Origin of the sequence: Mycobacterium sp. E2327 (assembly GCF_001672675.1) — a bacterium.
GTDB lineage: Bacteria > Actinomycetota > Actinomycetes > Mycobacteriales > Mycobacteriaceae > Mycobacterium.
In genome coordinates, this window is the sequence record NZ_LZKE01000199.1 from 44,675 (window position 1) to 60,453 (window position 15,779).

Below are 15,779 nucleotides of genomic sequence, written 5' to 3' on the forward strand. Positions count from 1 at the left end.
CGCGCCGCTCCTCATCGCTTCGTCCCCCGCAAGCGGGCGGTACCCCCACTGCATCGTCGCTGGCGCAGTCATGCCGGCACTTCATAGAACTGCGTGGCCCACTTGCGCAGCGCCATATAACCTTTCGCGGCCACCTTGGAAAGCGGCGGGTTTTCCACGTACCTCTGGTACCGCCAGATCTGCAGGTCGTCGAAGACGGTGGACAGAAACTGCCGTTCGATCACCTCGCGCAGCTTGCCCTCCGGCACGTCGGACTCGTCGCCCGGGATGCGCGGCCACCAGATCGAGTAGAAGAGGTCCGAGCATTCGTCGTCGACCGGCGTGCAGGTGAAGATCAGCCGATGATTCTGCGCGCCCTCGAAGACGCTGATCGCGCCGCCGAGGCCGAACAGGTGGCTGTGGAAACGCAACGCGAGATCGTCGGGGTTGTCGCTGCTGGCGTCCGGCCAACCGGCGACGAATTGCCACTCGTGTTCGACGATCTTCCAGTCCAGCACCCGGGGCGTCACCGTGGCGTGGTGCACGTATTCGAAGTGCGCGCTGTCGGGTGCATTCTCGGCCACGATCTGCGGGTGCACCGGTTCGCGCTCGGCGCGCCGGGAAAACTCCGGATAGGCGCGGTAATAGGCCGCCGGATCGGTCTCGAACTGGGGGAACTTTCCGAAGATGTCCGGCATCTCCCACTGCGGCTCCTTGCCGTCCGGCTGATGCCAGATGAACACGCAGTCGTATTGCTCGCGGACCGGAAACACTCGCAGGCGTAGCGCGCGGTTGGGCCGGTCGGGCTGATAGGGGATGTAGCGGTTGGTGCCGTCGGGACCCCAGCGCCAACCGTGGAATGGGCACTCTACGCAGTCGCCGACCACCTTGCCGCCATGGCCAATGTGGGCGCCGAGGTGTTTGCAGTGGGCTTCCAGCACGTGCAATACGCCCTGCTCGTCCCGATAGGCCACCAGATCCTCGCCGAAGTAGTGCAGCGGCCGCACCTCGCCGACGGGGAACTCGGGTGACCACCCGACCATGAACCACCCGGTCACCTTCCAGGTGAACGGCACTTTCACGTCGGCGCCTCCCGCGATCGTTGATACTAAGGTCGTTACAGTATAGATTTCAGCAGTTCGGCCGGTAAGCCACAAGGAGACAGATGACGCAGGCGGCTGACGAGCTGGAAGCGATCCGGCAGCTCAAGGCCCGCTACTGCCGCTTCCTGGACACAGAGGCCGTCGGGTCGTGGCGCGCCGTGTTCACCCCCGATCTGGTGGTCACCCTCGACATGGCGGTATCCGCCGGTGGTGCCGATCCCAAGACGGCGCCACCGCTGGAAGGCGTGGAGAGTTTCGTTCCGATGGTGATGGGCGGCCTGGAAAACGTCGCCACCATGCATCACTGCCACACCCCTGAGATCACCCTGACCTCAGCAACCACCGCCACCGGGATCTGGGCGATGGAGGACCTGCTCGTCTTCGCGGATGGCCGCGAGCTGCACGGCGCCGGTCACTATCACGAGACCTACGAGAAGCGGGAGGGCAGCTGGCGGATCAAGGCCCTGCATCTGACCCGGACCATCCTGCGGATGCGGGGTGGCGATGGCGGATAGCGAGTCCTTCGACGCCCTGGTCATCGGCGCCGGATTCTCCGGCCTGTACATGCTGCACCGGCTGCGCCAGCTGGGACTGCGGACCCAGGTGCTGGAGAGGGCCGAAAACGTCGGCGGCACCTGGCTGTTCAACCGATACCCGGGCGCGCGATGCGACATTGAAAGCATCGAGTACTCGTACAGCTTCTCCGACGAGATTCAGCAGGAATGGGTGTGGACGGAGTCGATGCCGGCCCAGCCGGAGATCGAGGCCTACCTGAACTTCGTCGCCGACCGGTTGGACCTTCGGCGCGACATCCGGTTCGGCGCCGACGTCGTCGCGATGACCTTCGACGAGGAAGCGGCCGCATGGGTGGTGCGAACTGCGGTGGGCGAGCGCTTTGTCGCGCCGTTCGTCATCGCCGCCACCGGCATCCTGTCGGCACCGCTCGAGCCCGACATCCCGGGGATGGCCACCTTTGCCGGAACGTCGCTGTTCACCAGCCGCTGGCCGAAGGAGGGCTTCGACCTCACCGGGAAGCGCGTCGGCGTCATCGGAACCGGTTCGACCGGTGTTCAGCTCATCCCCATCGTGGCCGAGGAAGCCCTGCAGCTCTTCGTCTTTCAGCGCTCGCCGGCGTACACCCTGCCGTGGCGGGTGCGGCGATTCGAGCCCGGCGAACTCGACGAGATGAAGGGCCGTTACGACGAGATCCGGGCGGCTCAGCGGGCCCACCCCGTCGGGGCGGCGCGGCTGAGCGCGTTCTCGGTGCTGCTCGGGATGCTCGGCAGGCCGCAACTGAAGTCGGCGACGCGCGAGGAGCAACTGCGCGCCGTCGAGGAGAACGGCATACTGGGCGCGCTGAACTGGGGCGACATCTTCTTCGACATCGAGGCCAACCGGATGGCCGCCAAGCTCTACGGCGAGGCGGTGGCGCGGATCGTCAAGGACCCGAAGACCGCGGCCGCGTTGGTGCCCGAGCATCCCTTCGCCTGCAAGCGACCGATCATCGACCAGGGCTACTACGAGACGTTCAATCGCGACAACGTCACGCTCGTCGACCTCCGCACGGCGCCGATCCACGAGGTGACACCGGCCGGCATCCGCACCGAACACGATTCGTACGAACTCGACGTGATCGTCTACGCCACCGGGTTCGACGCCATGACCGGCGCGCTGAGCCGCATCGACATCCGCGGCCGGGACGGCATGTCGCTCGCCGAATTCTGGGCCGGCGAGGGGCCGTTGTCCTACCTCGGTTTGGCGGTCGCCGGCTTCCCCAACCTGTTCACGGTCCAGGGGCCCGGGAGCCCCAGCGCCGCAACTAACTTCGTGGCCGCGCTGGAGCAGCACGTGGAATGGATCGGCGACTGCATCGCGCACCTGCGCGCCAGCGGCATCCGCACCATCGAGGCCCTGCCCGCCGCACAACAGGAGTGGATCGACCACACCACCGCGCTGGTGGCTCCGACGGTTTTGGTCCACCCGTCGTGCAATTCCTGGTACAACGGTGGCAACGTGCCCGGCAAGAAACGGATGTACATGGGCTATACCGGCGGAATTCCCGAATACCGGCGCCGCTGCGACGAGATCGCGGCGGGCGGATACATCGGGTTCAAGCTGACCTAGCCGGGACGAGGTGATCGGTATGTCATGGGCGACGCGGGGGCTGGGCCTCTCCAAGGAAGTGGCCCGCGAGCTGAGCATGCTGCTGCCCCGCACCGTGACCGGCCTGCACGAATCGACCGGTTGGGTGCCGGCGTCCCCGCGCGGTCTGCGCCAGTTCGGCGAGGTGATGCTGGACGAGCTTGTGCTGAGCGGCTTTTCGCTGCTGGGTGGCGACCCGGCGGAGATGCGGCCGGTCGATGCGTGCAGCGCGGCCGCCGAGGAGTTGTCGACCCTCGGCATCGACGGTGCGCATGCCGAGCCGAAACCGTTGCGCGCGACGGCGATACGGCGGCGGCGGATCGCCCGACTGGAATACGAGCGGATGACGTTCGAACACGATCCCGCGCTGCCGCCGACGCTCGAGGCCGAAGGCTTCGGCGGCCCGGCCCGCGCGGTCGTGCACCTGTGCCGGCATCGCGACGGCCCGAGGCCGTGGCTGGTCTGGGTGCACGGCGCCGGTCAGGGCGGCACGGAAGACTTGCTGCTGTCCCGGATCGGCCGGATACATCACACGCTGGGGTTCAACGTCGCCATGCCGGTGCAGCCCGGCCACGGCAGCCGGCGCCGGGAATGGCCGGCCTATCCGGACGTGGATCCCCTGGGCAACGTCGCGGGCATGATGCGGTCGGTCTCGGAGGTCCGCGCCGTGGTGCGCTGGGTCCAGCCACAGGCCACCGCCGTTGTGGTGGCCGGGATTTCGATGGGAACCCCGGTGGCCGCGCTCGTCTCCCACCTGGAGCGGCAGATCGACGCGGTGGCGCTGTACACCCCGATCCTCGGGCTCAACGCGATGATCGCGCGGCACCTGGGACGCTGGGGGCAGTCGCGTGCGGGGTTCCGCGAAGTGTTGGGCTCGCCGGAGGTCGCGAAGCTGACCTCGGTGATCGACCCGTTGCGGGCCGACCCGGCGCCACCACCGCACCGTCGGCTGATCGTCGGGGCGTGGCATGACCGGATGGCGATGCGCGAGCCGGCGGTCGCGTTGCAGGAACGCTGGGGCGGCCAGTTGTTCTGGTACGACGGCAGCCACGTCGGTCACATATTTTCCCGGCGCGTGCAGGCGGTCACCGAGCGCTTTCTCAGCGGCGTGGCCGGCTGATGGCGGGAATGCGGACGGCCCGCGAAGTCGTCGAGCTATACAACCTGGTGGTCTGGAACGAACGCAACTACGACCTGGCCGAGGAGTTGTTCGCCGACACCGTCATCCGGCACGGGGTCGGTGAGGCACACACCCTGACCCGCGAGCAGGCGGTCAACCGGATCAAGGACCTCTGGGAGATCTTCGACAAGCTGCGCTTCGCGCTGAACATCGTGGTCGCCGGCGACGACGGCGAGCACGTGGCGCTCGTCTATGACTCGTCGATGACCACCAAGGACGGCACCGAAACCAACGTCGCCAGCATCGAGGTGTTCCGCGTCGTCGCCGGCAGGATCACCGAGGTGTGGAATTGCGGCTACCAGCAAGGGGTTTGGAATTGAGCGAGCGCACGCTTGACGAATTGGGCTACTACCTGCTCGCCGGGGCCGGCGGCGAGGGGCCCGCGACGCTCATGGACGAGGCCCGCCGCGGCGAGGAGCTGGGCCTCGGCACCGCGTTCATCTCCGAGCGCTGGAACGTCAAGGAGGCGTCGTCGCTCGTCGGCGCGGCCTGCGCGGTGACCAGCCGGATGCAAATCGCCACCGCCGCAACCAATCACAACACCCGCCATCCGCTGATCACCGGATCGTGGGCGACCACCATGCATCGGCTCTCCGGCGGGCGCTTCACCCTGGGTGTCGGCCGCGGCATCGCCGCGATCTACGGGGCGTTCGGCATCCCGGCCGTGACGACCGCGCAGATGGAGGACTGGGCTCAGGTCATGCGCCGGCTGTGGCACGGGGAACTGATCTTCAACCACGACGGGCCGATGGGGAAGTACCCGATCCTGTTCCTGGACCCGGACTTCGACGAGGACATTCGCCTGGCGCTGGTGGCGTTCGGGCCGAACACGCTGGCGCTCGGCGGCCGCGTCTTCGACGACGTCATCCTGCACACCTATTTCACCCCGGAGACGTTGCAGCGCTGCGTGGCGACCGTCAAGTCCGCCGCGGAGAAGGCCGGCCGCGACCCGGACAGCGTGCGGGTGTGGTCGTGCTTCGCCACGGTCGGCGACCACCTTCCCGAACAGCTCCGGCTGAAGAAGACCGTGGCGCGCCTGGCCACGTATCTGCAGGGGTACGGCGATCTGCTGGTGCAGACCAACAAGTGGGATCCCGCTGTGCTGCAGCGCTTTCGGGAAGACTCGGTGGTGACGTCGATCGCCGGCGGGATCGACCACAAGGCCACGCCCGAGCAGATCGAGCACATCGCGACGCTGATCCCCGACGAGTGGCTGGAACCCTCGGCCACCGGGTCCGCCCAGCAGTGCGTGGAACGCATCCGCAAGGAATTCGACTACGGGGCCGACGCGGTGATCATGCACGGGGCGACGCCCGACGAGCTCGAACCCGTGGTCGCGGCCTACCGGGCTGGCGGCGCTTAGACCGCTAGGGCAGGATGACGGTCCGGCTGACGGGCTCGGCCGCGGCCTGACGACTGGACAGTCCGCGAAGCAGCGAACCCAGTAGGGCGTCACGGGTTTCGCGGGGATCGATGAGCTCGTCGAATCCCAGATGTTCGGCCGAGCGATAGGACGCCTGCAACTCGGCGTCACGCAGCTTCGCGGTGGTGTCCTCACCGGCATGCGTCGCCCGGCCCAGCGCCGCCGCGCTCATGGCGCCCATGGTCGCGCCCGGGTAGGCGAAGGTCGCGCTCTGGTGATCGAAACCCAACAGCGACATGACCATTGAGCCGAATCCGTATGCCTTGCGCAGCGTGACGTGCAGCTTGATCGTGGTCGCTGCGGTCTGTGCGGCGAACATCCGCGCACCGGCGCGCAGCACGCCGCTGCGCTCGGATCGGCTGCCGGGCAACATGCCGGGGTTGTCGGCGAGGAACACGATGGGCAGGTGGAACGAGTCGGCCACCAGGATGAAATGCGCCGCCTTATCCGCGGCGGCGGCGTCGATGGAGCCCGCGAGCACGTTGGGCTGATTCGCGACGACTGCGACCGGGTGCCCACCGAGGTGGGCCAACGCGCAGATGATCGCCTTGCCGTACTGCGGCTGCACTTCGAACCAGTCGGGCCGGTCGAAGACCACGTCCAGCACCCCGCGCATGTCGTAGACGCGGCGGTTGTCGCGGGAGACGATGTCCAGCAGTTCGGGTGTCGCACGAGGCTGGCTGGCTTCGTCCGGCGGCAGCGGCGCCGGGTACGACCACGCGCTCGGCGGGAAATACGACAGGTACCGCCGGATGTCCGCGATGACGGCCTCGTCGTCCTCGGCCACGTTGTGGATCACCCCGCTCGGCAGGGCGGTGACGGGCCCGCCGAGGTCCTCCTTCGAAATGTCTTCTCCGGTCGACTCTTTGACGACCGGCGGCCCCGCCGTGAAGATCGCGCCCTGTGTGCTCATGATCCGGAAGTCGCAGACCGGCGCGACCAGAGCGCCGTGCCCGGCCGACGGGCCCAGCACGGCGGCGACGGTCGGTACCCGGCCCGAGCACTGCGCCTGGGAGAGCAGGTCGGTCGGGGTGCGGCCGTAATGTCCACCGCCGGGACGGAAGCCGGCGCCTTCGAGCAGCATCACCAGGGGAATCTTGTCGCGCAACGCCAGTTCGGCGATCCGGTAGCGCTTCGAGTTGCCACCCGGTCCGATGCTGCCGGCCATGGTGGTGAAGTCCTCCGAGCCCAACATCACCGGCGAACCGTTGATCGAGCCGGAGCCGACGACCAGCCCGTCGGCCGCGATCTCGCCACCGACCAGCGTGCCGATCTCGCGGAAGGTTCCCGGGTCGACGAGCCGGTCGATGCGCGCCCGGGCGTCGAGCTTGCCCTTGCCGCGGTGCTTGTCCAGGCGTTCGGGTCCGCCCATGCCCCACGCGCGCCGCCGGCGACGGTCGAGGTCCTCGAGCGTCTCCTGCCAATCGGGGGGTTTTGTCATGCCTATGTCCTACCTCACGGGAGATCGGTCGCGCGCCTGGTCCGATGGTGGCGACCCGCTGCGCCCGGCTACGCCGCGCTTGCGATCGCCACAACACCAGCAGGGTCACATACTGGATTGCTTACTGTAAAGTTACCCGCATGTCTGACGGCCCTCGCCTCAAGATCGACGGGGGCATCCCCAATCAGCTGGCGCGGGCCGCCGAGGCCGCCCGAGTCCTGGAAGAGCAGGGATACGACGGGGGATGGACCCCGGAAACCAGTCACGACCCTTTCCTGCCGCTGTTGCTGGCCGCCGAGCACACGTCGCGGCTCGATGTCGGCACCAACATCGCCGTGGCGTTCGCCCGGAATCCGATGATCGTCGCGAATATCGGCTGGGATCTGCAGGCGTACTCGAGGGGGCGGTTCATCCTCGGCCTGGGCACCCAGATCCAGCCCCACATCGAGAAGCGGTTCAGCATGCCGTGGAGCCATCCGGCGCGCCGGATGCGGGAATTCGTCGCGGCGCTGCACGCGATCTGGACGGCGTGGCGCGACGGCACCAAGCTACGTTTCGAGGGCGACTTCTACACGCACAAGATCATGACCCCGATGTTCACGCCCGAGCCCCAGCCCTATCCGCCGCCGAAGGTGTTCGTGGCCGCGGTCGGTGAAGCGATGACCGAAATGTGCGGCGAGGTCTCCGACGGCCACCTCGGTCACCCGATGGTGTCGAAGCGGTACATCACCGAGGTCACCACCCCGGCGCTGCTGCGCGGGTTGCAGCGAGCGGGCCGCGACCGCAAGGACATCGAGCTGTCGGCCGAAGTGCTGGTGGCCACCGGCGAGAATGACGCCGAGCTGCAGACGGCCACGGCCGCGGTGCGCAAGCAGATCGCCTTCTACGGGTCGACTCCGGCCTATCGCAAGGTGCTGGAGCTGCACGGCTGGGGGGACCTGCACGAGGAGCTGAACCGGCTGTCCAAGCAGGGGGAGTGGGACGCCATGGCTTCATTGATCGACGACGAAATGCTGGCGACCTTCGCCGTCGTCGGCCCGGCCGGGGAAGTCGGTAGCGCCCTGAAAGACCGCTGTGCGAACGTCGTCGATCGGGTCCTGCCGATCTTTATGACCGCCTCGCAAAACTGTATTAGCGCCGCAATGAAGGAGTTTCGCCAGTGAGCACGCCGACGATGGACGACGCCGCCAAGCTGTTGACGGATCCGTTGGCATACACCGACGAGCCGCGGCTGCACGCGGCGCTGACCCACCTGCGGGCGAACGCCCCGGTGTCGTGGGTCGACGTGCCGAACTATAAGCCGTTCTGGGCGATCACCAAACACGCCGACATCATGGACATCGAGCGCGAGAACACGTTGTTCACCAACTGGCCGCGCCCGGTCCTGACGACGCGGGAGGGCGACGAGCAGGCGCTCGCCGTGGGCGTGCGAACCCTGATCCACCTCGACGATCCGCAGCACCGGGTGGTGCGCGCGATCGGCTCGGACTGGTTTCGCCCAAAGGCAATGCGGGCGTTGAAGGTTCGGGTCGACGAGTTGGCCAAGATCTATGTCGACAAGATGATGGCGGCAAGCCCCGAGTGCGACTTCGTCCAGCACGTCGCGGTCAACTACCCGCTCTACGTCATCATGTCGTTGCTGGGGCTGCCGGAGGCCGACTTTCCCCGCATGCTCAAACTGACGCAGGAGCTGTTCGGAAGCGAGGACTCCGAATTCAAACGCGGCACCACGAACGAGGATCAGCTGCCGGCGTTGTTCGACATGTTCGAATACTTCAACGGCGTGACGGCGGCCCGGCGCGAGCACCCGACCGAGGACCTGGCGTCGGCGATCGCCAACGCGCGCGTGGACGGCGAACCGCTCTCGGACATCGACACCGTCTCGTACTACCTCATCGTCGCCACCGCGGGACACGACACCACCAGCGCGACCATCTCGGGCGGCATGCAGGCGCTCATCGAGAACCCGGACCAGCGCGAGCGCCTGCGCGGCAACCTCGACTTGATGCCCCTGGCCACCGAGGAGATGATCCGCTGGGTCACCCCGGTCAAGGAGTTCATGCGCACCGCCGCGCGGGACACGACAGTGCGCGGAATCCCCATCGCCGCAGGCGATTCCCTGCTGCTGTCCTATGTCTCGGCCAACCGCGACGAGGACGTCTTCGACGACCCGTTTCGGTTCGACGTCGGGCGCGACCCGAACAAACACGTGGCCTTCGGCTATGGCGTGCACTTCTGCATGGGCGCGGCGCTGGCTCGCATGGAGGTCAATAGCTTCTTCTCCGAGTTGCTGCCCCGGCTGAAATCCATCGAGCTGACCGGCGATCCGGAACTAATGGCCACCACCTTCGTCGGCGGCCTCAAGCACCTGCCGGTGCGCTATTCGCTGACTCCGGGCTAGATAGCGGCGGAGATCTGCTTGAGCATCGCGGGCCCATGGTTGGCGGCGATCACCACTGGCCCGTCCTTGTCCCAATAGCCGTTGACCAGAATTGCGATGCCCAACGGTTCCTGGTGGGGACCCGGCGGAGTGAAGCCGATCCAGCTCGAGCAGCCGCCCGGGGATGTCAGGCCGTCCGGCTGCCTTTCCCCCTCCGAAGGCTGAGCGAACCGCTTACTGATCCACGGTGGCCAATCACTCGTCGATGGTCAATGGCGCTCACTACACTCCCCCCGGGAGGACTTGGCAATGACGCGCAGGACGATCGTCATCACCGGCGCCAGTGACGGCGTCGGCGCCGCGGCGGCCCGCCGGTTGCATCGCAGCGGCGAGAACGTCGTCGTGGTGGGACGGTCGCCGAGCAAGACCGCCGCGGTGGCCGCGGAGTTCGGCGCGGACCATTTCGTGGCCGATTTCGCCGACCTGTCCCAGGTGCGGGACCTGGCGGACAAAATCCGCTCCACCTACCCGCGTGTCGACGTGCTGGCCAACAATGCCGGCGGCATGTTCACCGAGGTCCATACGACCCGAGACGGTCACGAAATGACCTTTCAGGTCAACTACCTGGCGCCGTTTCTGCTGACCACGCGGTTGATGGACGTGCTCGTCGATTCCCGCGCCACCGTCGTCAACACGACCAGCTCGTCACACAAGTTGCTTCCCCGCGTGCGCGTCACCGACCTGGAGAACACCGCCCGACGCCGGCCTAGCACCGCCTACGCCCTGACCAAGCTGGCAATCGTGTTGTTCACCAAGGAATTACACCGGCGATACCACGCGGCGGGAGTGTCGTCCGCGACGTTTCACCCGGGCTATGTCAACACCAACTTCGGCGACGCATCGGGCTCGCGGCCCATCCTCTTCATGAAGTACCGCGTGCCGATCATCACCCGGTTTATCTCCAGCGCGGACGAGGGGGCCGACCAGATGGTCTGGCTGGCGTCGAGCACCCCCGGAGTGGATTGGAGGTCCGGCGAGTACTACGCGAAGGGCAAGCTCGCGAAGGCCCACCGCGCGGCCTACGACGCCGACCTCGCGCGCGAGCTGTGGGATCGCACGGCGGCGAAGATCGCCTAGGTGGGGTCGCCGAGCGCCGCGCCAGCGTGACTGTCGCTGTCGAGCGCCACGCTGGCGTGACGCTCGAGCTCGCACCGCACCGTGAAGTGCCATTGGCGGTTGCCGGTGGGACCAAAGTCATCAGTACGCGCCACGCCGCTCGATGAGCGGGAAAGTGACTCTGTCCCGCAGCATGATCGGTGCATGTACCACGCCAGTCGCCCGAATTCTGCTACGCAACCGATGATCACGCTAGCGCTCGACGAGCGCCACGGAAGGACATGCGCGAAGGTCGAACTGCGATGGGGTAGCGCGCATCTGGCCGGGGTGGGTGTCGCTTACTGTCACCCCGCCGACCGTCTGGTGCGCGAGGCCCGCGAGGAGTTGGCGACCGCGCGGGCGTTGTCGGACCTGGCGGACCGGGTTGCCGCGCTATCCCCGGCCACCGCGGCCGGTGGGCCCGGACCGCGGTAACGCCACCGACCAGCGAGGAATAAAATCGGACTACGGTCCGCTTAGTCCTGCGAAGGCGTCGGGCAGGCCGCCGCCCCGAACAGGAAAGACGGACAAACATGACTGCAACCGCAACGACGCAGGTCACTTCCGGCACGTGGGCGATCGACCCGGTGCACTCCTCGATCAACTTCTGGGTACGCCATTTGATGGTCAGCAAGGTACGAGGGAGCTTTGACAACTTCAGTGGAGCGATCGCCGTCGCCGAGGACGGCACGCCGTCCGTGCACGCAGAAATCGCGGTGGATTCCGTCAACACCGGCAACGCCCAACGCGACGCCCACCTCAAGTCGACCGACTTCTTCGACGTCGACAAGTACCCGGTCGCGACGTTTACGTCCACCTCGGTGGAGGCGAACGGCGATAGCTACGTGCTCCGCGGCGACCTGACCATCAAGGGCATCACCAAGCCGGTCGCCTTGGACCTCGAATTCTTCGGTGTCAATCCGGGCATGGGCCACGGCGAAGTCGCCGGCTTCGAGGCGTCGGTGGTGTTGAACCGCAAGGACTTCGGCATCGACATCGACCTTCCATTGGAAACCGGGGGCGCCGTTGTCGGTGACAAGGTGACGGTCACCCTCGAGATCGAGGCGATCAAGCAGTCCTGACGCCGCCGTGGTGACGACGCCGGGCCGGAATTCACCTCGAATGATCGGCCCGGCGCATCCAGAAGACGTGTCTCGCATTCGAACTGAACCGACGCCTAATCTGGGCGTATGCCGGGTATTCACCACGCCGCGATCTGTACCTCCGACGTCGAACGCTCGACGAAGTTCTGGCGCGACGGCCTGGGATTCGCCGAATTGTTCGACCACACCTTCACCGGGGACTGGCCAGAACTCTTCGGCGCCAAGACCGATCGGCTGCGCTCGATATTCCTCGGCGACCCGCAGGCCCCCGACACCGGGATCGTCGAATTGGTCGTCTTCGACGGCGCCGACGACGGTTCGGCACCAGCGGGGCGACCGCGGCACGGATTCTTCCTGCTGTCCCTGCAGCGCGAGGTCGACGAGACGCTTACCACGTTGGCGGCATTGGGTTTCGCCGAGGGCGTCCGCCGCATCGGCGTGCCGGCCCCGGGCGGCAAGACCGTCCCGATGGCGGTGATCACCGCGCCCGACGGGGTCCTGGTCGAGCTGATCGGGTCCCCGCAGTGACGGCCCTGGTGACCGGCGGAGCGTCGGGCATCGGGCGTGAGGTCGCCGCACGCCTGCGCGAGGCGGGTCACGCCGTGGTGGTGTGGGACCTGTCCGTCGGCGACATCGCCTGTGACGTTAGCGATCCCGATGCGGTTTCTGCGGCGATGGAACAAACCGTGCGCGACCATGGTGTGCCCACCCGGGTGGTGACTTGCGCCGGAATCGGGGCGTCGGGCGTGCTGCTCGAACAGCCACTCGCGGAATGGGAACGGGTGTTGGCCGTCAACCTCACCGGAACCTGGCTGACCATCCGCGCCGCGGCGCGGGCCATGATCGACGCCGGCGTGGGCGGCTCCATCGTTGCGGTGTCCAGCATCAGCGGCACGCTCGCCGACCGCGACATGGGCGCCTACTGCGTGTCCAAGGCCGGCGTGAACATGCTGGTGAAGGTCGCCGCCGCGGAATGGGGCGGGCACGGCATCCGGGTGAACGCCGTAGGGCCGGGTGTTACCCGCACACCGATGCTGGCGAAACCGGAGCAACTCCCGGGCTGGGTGGAAGGGCTGTCTGAGCGGACGGCGCTCGGCCGCCTCGGTGAGGCCACCGACGTGGCCGGGGCGATCGTGGGCGTCCTGGAGTTGCCTTGGGTGACAGGTCAAGTCGTGCACGCCGACGGCGGCCTGGCGCTACACAGCCCGATCGACGCGTACGGTCAAACGCAGCGGGTGATGCGCGGCAAGGGCAAATAGTTGCGCCGAGAATGTAATTCAGGGTTCTGAGTGTGCGGTGGCGGCTTTCAATGTGTGCCCAGGGCGGGGTTTCGGCAATTTGTCCGCCCAGAGGTCGTATACGACGCCCACGATTCAAACCAACCTATGGGCGGCGGTGATTACTCGATCCCGTAGTCGATGATGCCGCGGACGATCTTGCCGTTGAGCAGGTCGTCGTAGGCGTCGTTGATGTCGTCGAGGCGGTAGCGCCGGGTGATCATCTCGTCGAGCTGCAGCTGGCCGGTCTCGTAGAGCCTGGCCAGCCTGGCGACGTCCGCCTTGGGGTTGCACGAGCCGAAGATGGTGCCCGCCAGCGTCTTGTTCATCAGGATGAAGTCCTGCAGGTCGATCTTGACCGACCGGGTCAACTGCGAGGTCATCCCGGTAAGCACACATGTCCCGCCCTTGCGGGTGAGTTGCACCGCGTCGCGCACGTCCTCCGGGGTGATCAAGGACGGCGAGACCACCACCGCGTCGGCCATCACCCCGTAGGTCAGGCCGCGCACCAGGTCCAAAGCCTCGGCCACGTTTGCGGCGCTGTGCGTCGCACCGAACTGCAATGCCGACTTCTGTTTGAACTCAACGGGATCCACCGCGACGATCTGTGCGGCGCCGTTGATCCGGGCGCCCTGGATCGCTCCGGTGCCGATGCCGCCGACGCCGATCACGACGACGGTATCGCCGGCGCGCATGTTAGAGCGGTTCGCGACCGAACCGTAGCCGGTCGGGATGGCGCATGACAGCAGGGCGCTCGGCTCCAGCGGCAGGTGCGGTTCGATCTTGACGAGCGAATTCGTCGACACCACAGTGTGTTGCGCGAACGCGCCGACCTTGGCGATGTGGCCGAGGTTTCGGCCATCGGAGGTGTGGTGGCGGAAGGTGCCGTCGGTGGGCATCCCCGGGACCATGGTGCCGATGCCGACGTCGCAGATGTACTCCATCCCGGTCGCGCACCAGCGGCACTGCCCGCACACCGCGACGAACGACATCACCACGTGGTCACCGGGCTCGAAATCGGTTACGCCTTGGCCGACTTCACGCACGATGCCCGAGCCCTCATGTCCGCCGATCATGGGGAACATCGTCGGCAGGCCCATGGATCGCATCACCTCGTTAGGCGCCGACATGTCGCCCTTGAGGATGTGGTCGTCGGAGTGGCACAACCCGGCGGCGGCCAGCTCAACCAGGACTTCGCCGGCGCGCGGCGGGTCCAACTCGAATTCCTCGACGGACCACGGCCCGCCGACGTCGTGCAGGATCGCAGCCCGGCTTTTCATGCGGCCGGGGCGAAGGTGACCGGGAGCTTGTTGGGGGACCGGAAGGTGAGCCCGACGATCTTGGACTCCTGGCCGCTTCCGTCGTCTGGCACCAGGGCCAAATCCTTGACCCGGTCGAACAGGCTGTTCAGCATGACCCTCGTTTCCAACCGGGCCAGGTGCATGCCGAGGCACATGTGGATGCCGGCGGCGAACGCGATGTGGGCGTGGCGCGGCCGGTGGATGTCGAAGGTGTTCGGGTCGGGCCAACGGGTTTCGTCGCGGTTGGCCGAGCCCATGCACATGTCGACCTGCGCGTCGGCCGGGATTGTCTTGCCGCCTATTTCGATTTCCTGGGTGGTGGTCCGCATGACCATCGTCAGCGGCGTCTCCACCCGCAGGCCCTCCTCGATCGCGGCCGGGATCAGCGACCGGTCCTGCTGCACCATCGCCAGCTGCTCGGGATGCGTCAGCAGCAGGTACAACAGGTTGCCCGACGAGCGGTACGTGGTCTCCAGCCCGGCCGGCAGCAGCAGCCGCAGGAACGCGATGATCGCCTCGTCGGTGAGCTTCTCGCCGTCGATCTCGGCCGCGACCAGGTCCCCGATGATGTCGTCGGTCAGCTTGTGGCGCCGCTGCTCAACCTGCTCGAGGAAGTAGCCCTGCAGCTCCGCCGCCGCATTAAGCCCGGCCATGATGTCGGTCGGAATCGAGATCAGGTCGAGCGACAACCGGCGGAACAGGTCGAGATCCTCAGGGGGGAGCCCGAGCAGCACGGAGATGATCCGGGTGGGAAATTCGAACGTCAGCGCCTTGACCAGGTCGGCGTGGCCGTCATTCTTGATTTCGTCGATCAGCCGGTCGCACACGGGCCCGATGACCGACGGCTCCCACCGCTCCAGCGCGGTGGCCCGGAAGGCCTTGGCCACCAGGCTGCGGTGGTCGTGGTGTTCCTTGCCGCCCATCGCCAGGATGGTGTGACCCATCACCAGTCCGATGGTCTTGTCGTAGCTCGCCGACGTGAAGACCCGGTCGTCACGAAACGCTTGAAACAGACCGTCGTAGCCGAACAGAACCCATTCGTCGTTCGGCCGCAGTTCCTCGGGCATCTGCGAGTGGTCGGCCAGGGAACCGTGCCAGACCGGATCGGTGCGCCTCATGTACTCGAAGAACGGGTAGGGGCTGGTTTCCCCGGTGAGATCGAGGGTGACGGGCTGGCCGTCCGGATCCGTGCCGAGCGTCATTCGCGCTCCTCCTGAGCCACCGATAAGGGCGGATATCTGTGCCGAGGGAATATGGCTATCATAGTATAAATAGCAACGAAGCCCAACGGCTTG

General features: G+C 66.8%; 16 protein-coding genes and 1 pseudogene. 12 read left to right on the plus strand and 5 right to left on the minus strand.

All coding sequences use genetic code 11. The features are described from left to right. Position 1 precedes the first annotated feature (1 nt). Together A5712_RS32735 and A5712_RS22625 are read right to left on the minus strand one after the other, a co-directional pair. Positions 2-64 (minus strand): annotated as a pseudogene (locus A5712_RS32735) (hypothetical protein); the annotation flags it as partial. Positions 65-68: 4 nt separating this feature from the next. Further along, positions 69-1,061, minus strand: a complete 993-nt coding sequence (locus A5712_RS22625; protein WP_068110047.1) for a Rieske 2Fe-2S domain-containing protein — start codon at positions 1,059-1,061, stop codon at positions 69-71. Between the two features lie 83 nt (positions 1,062-1,144). On the opposite strand from A5712_RS22625, the gene A5712_RS22630 reads away from it, so the two are divergent. Genes A5712_RS22630 through A5712_RS22650 form a run of 5 tightly spaced genes read left to right on the plus strand, consistent with a single transcriptional unit; the run spans position 1,145 to position 5,767 of the window. Continuing rightward, positions 1,145-1,597, plus strand: coding sequence for a nuclear transport factor 2 family protein (locus A5712_RS22630; RefSeq protein WP_068110050.1), 453 nt, complete (start codon positions 1,145-1,147; stop codon positions 1,595-1,597). Then, complete coding sequence (locus A5712_RS22635) at positions 1,587-3,206, plus strand: NAD(P)/FAD-dependent oxidoreductase (protein WP_068110144.1); 1,620 nt, start codon at positions 1,587-1,589, stop codon at positions 3,204-3,206. Before A5712_RS22630 ends, A5712_RS22635 begins: the two co-directional genes overlap by 11 nt. A 19-nt stretch (positions 3,207-3,225) precedes the next feature. Then, on the plus strand, positions 3,226-4,344 hold the full coding sequence (locus tag A5712_RS22640; RefSeq protein ID WP_068110053.1) for a PHB depolymerase family esterase: 1,119 nt from the start codon (positions 3,226-3,228) through the stop codon (positions 4,342-4,344). Then, positions 4,344-4,724 carry a nuclear transport factor 2 family protein gene (locus tag A5712_RS22645; RefSeq protein ID WP_068110055.1) on the plus strand — a complete coding sequence of 127 codons (381 nt, stop codon included), beginning with the start codon at positions 4,344-4,346 and terminating at the stop codon, positions 4,722-4,724. Before A5712_RS22640 ends, A5712_RS22645 begins: the two co-directional genes overlap by 1 nt. Next, a complete protein-coding gene (locus tag A5712_RS22650) occupies positions 4,721-5,767 on the plus strand; it encodes a TIGR03857 family LLM class F420-dependent oxidoreductase (RefSeq protein WP_068110058.1) in 1,047 nt (348 codons plus the stop codon). The genes A5712_RS22645 and A5712_RS22650 overlap by 4 nt, the downstream gene beginning before the upstream one ends. Before the next feature lie 4 nt (positions 5,768-5,771). Here A5712_RS22650 and A5712_RS22655 read toward each other — a convergent pair whose 3' ends face one another. Then, complete coding sequence (locus tag A5712_RS22655; protein ID WP_068110059.1) at positions 5,772-7,268, minus strand: acyl-CoA carboxylase subunit beta; 1,497 nt, start codon at positions 7,266-7,268, stop codon at positions 5,772-5,774. A gap of 140 nt (positions 7,269-7,408) precedes the next feature. Between A5712_RS22655 and A5712_RS22660 the strand changes: the two genes are divergently transcribed. From A5712_RS22660 to A5712_RS22690, 7 genes are all read left to right on the plus strand, one after another. Next, a complete protein-coding gene (locus tag A5712_RS22660; protein WP_068110063.1) occupies positions 7,409-8,431 on the plus strand; it encodes an LLM class F420-dependent oxidoreductase in 1,023 nt (340 codons plus the stop codon). A gap of 11 nt (positions 8,432-8,442) precedes the next feature. Further along, a complete protein-coding gene (locus A5712_RS22665; RefSeq protein WP_068110147.1) occupies positions 8,443-9,669 on the plus strand; it encodes a cytochrome P450 in 1,227 nt (408 codons plus the stop codon). A 288-nt stretch (positions 9,670-9,957) separates the two neighbouring features. After that, the gene (locus A5712_RS22670) at positions 9,958-10,785 is read left to right on the plus strand and encodes an SDR family NAD(P)-dependent oxidoreductase (protein ID WP_068110067.1); all 828 of its coding nucleotides are present in this window, start codon (positions 9,958-9,960) and stop codon (positions 10,783-10,785) included. A gap of 222 nt (positions 10,786-11,007) precedes the next feature. Beyond that, the gene (locus tag A5712_RS22675) at positions 11,008-11,238 is read left to right on the plus strand and encodes a dsRBD fold-containing protein (protein ID WP_068110070.1); all 231 of its coding nucleotides are present in this window, start codon (positions 11,008-11,010) and stop codon (positions 11,236-11,238) included. 98 nt (positions 11,239-11,336) lie between these two features. Further along, entirely contained in the window at positions 11,337-11,885 is a 549-nt protein-coding gene (locus tag A5712_RS22680; RefSeq protein ID WP_068110073.1) for a YceI family protein, read from the plus strand. A 108-nt stretch (positions 11,886-11,993) separates the two neighbouring features. After that, the gene (locus A5712_RS22685) at positions 11,994-12,434 is read left to right on the plus strand and encodes a VOC family protein (protein ID WP_068110076.1); all 441 of its coding nucleotides are present in this window, start codon (positions 11,994-11,996) and stop codon (positions 12,432-12,434) included. Next, on the plus strand, positions 12,431-13,165 hold the full coding sequence (locus A5712_RS22690) for an SDR family NAD(P)-dependent oxidoreductase (RefSeq protein WP_068110081.1): 735 nt from the start codon (positions 12,431-12,433) through the stop codon (positions 13,163-13,165). The genes A5712_RS22685 and A5712_RS22690 overlap by 4 nt, the downstream gene beginning before the upstream one ends. A 140-nt stretch (positions 13,166-13,305) precedes the next feature. On the opposite strand, the gene A5712_RS22695 is transcribed toward A5712_RS22690, so the two are convergent. Then, complete coding sequence (locus tag A5712_RS22695) at positions 13,306-14,463, minus strand: Zn-dependent alcohol dehydrogenase (RefSeq protein ID WP_068110085.1); 1,158 nt, start codon at positions 14,461-14,463, stop codon at positions 13,306-13,308. Further along, positions 14,460-15,686, minus strand: a complete 1,227-nt coding sequence (locus A5712_RS22700; protein ID WP_068110086.1) for a cytochrome P450 — start codon at positions 15,684-15,686, stop codon at positions 14,460-14,462. Before A5712_RS22700 ends, A5712_RS22695 begins: the two co-directional genes overlap by 4 nt. Positions 15,687-15,779 lie beyond the last annotated feature (93 nt).

Bases quoted from the DNA above. Each gene is read 5' to 3' on its own strand.
- A5712_RS22670 (WP_068110067.1), top strand. From the start codon at position 9,958: ATGACGCGCAGGACGATCGTCATCACCGGCGCCAGTGACGGCGTCGGC.
- A5712_RS22655 (WP_068110059.1), bottom strand. From the start codon at position 7,268: ATGACAAAACCCCCCGATTGGCAGGAGACGCTCGAGGACCTCGACCGT.
- A5712_RS22675 (WP_068110070.1), top strand. From the start codon at position 11,008: ATGATCACGCTAGCGCTCGACGAGCGCCACGGAAGGACATGCGCGAAG.
- A5712_RS22645 (WP_068110055.1), top strand. From the start codon at position 4,344: ATGGCGGGAATGCGGACGGCCCGCGAAGTCGTCGAGCTATACAACCTG.
- A5712_RS22660 (WP_068110063.1), top strand. From the start codon at position 7,409: ATGTCTGACGGCCCTCGCCTCAAGATCGACGGGGGCATCCCCAATCAG.
- A5712_RS22635 (WP_068110144.1), top strand. From the start codon at position 1,587: ATGGCGGATAGCGAGTCCTTCGACGCCCTGGTCATCGGCGCCGGATTC.
- A5712_RS22680 (WP_068110073.1), top strand. From the start codon at position 11,337: ATGACTGCAACCGCAACGACGCAGGTCACTTCCGGCACGTGGGCGATC.
- A5712_RS22695 (WP_068110085.1), bottom strand. From the start codon at position 14,463: ATGAAAAGCCGGGCTGCGATCCTGCACGACGTCGGCGGGCCGTGGTCC.
- A5712_RS22630 (WP_068110050.1), top strand. From the start codon at position 1,145: ATGACGCAGGCGGCTGACGAGCTGGAAGCGATCCGGCAGCTCAAGGCC.
- A5712_RS22640 (WP_068110053.1), top strand. From the start codon at position 3,226: ATGTCATGGGCGACGCGGGGGCTGGGCCTCTCCAAGGAAGTGGCCCGC.
- A5712_RS22685 (WP_068110076.1), top strand. From the start codon at position 11,994: ATGCCGGGTATTCACCACGCCGCGATCTGTACCTCCGACGTCGAACGC.
- A5712_RS22665 (WP_068110147.1), top strand. From the start codon at position 8,443: ATGGACGACGCCGCCAAGCTGTTGACGGATCCGTTGGCATACACCGAC.
- A5712_RS22700 (WP_068110086.1), bottom strand. From the start codon at position 15,686: ATGACGCTCGGCACGGATCCGGACGGCCAGCCCGTCACCCTCGATCTC.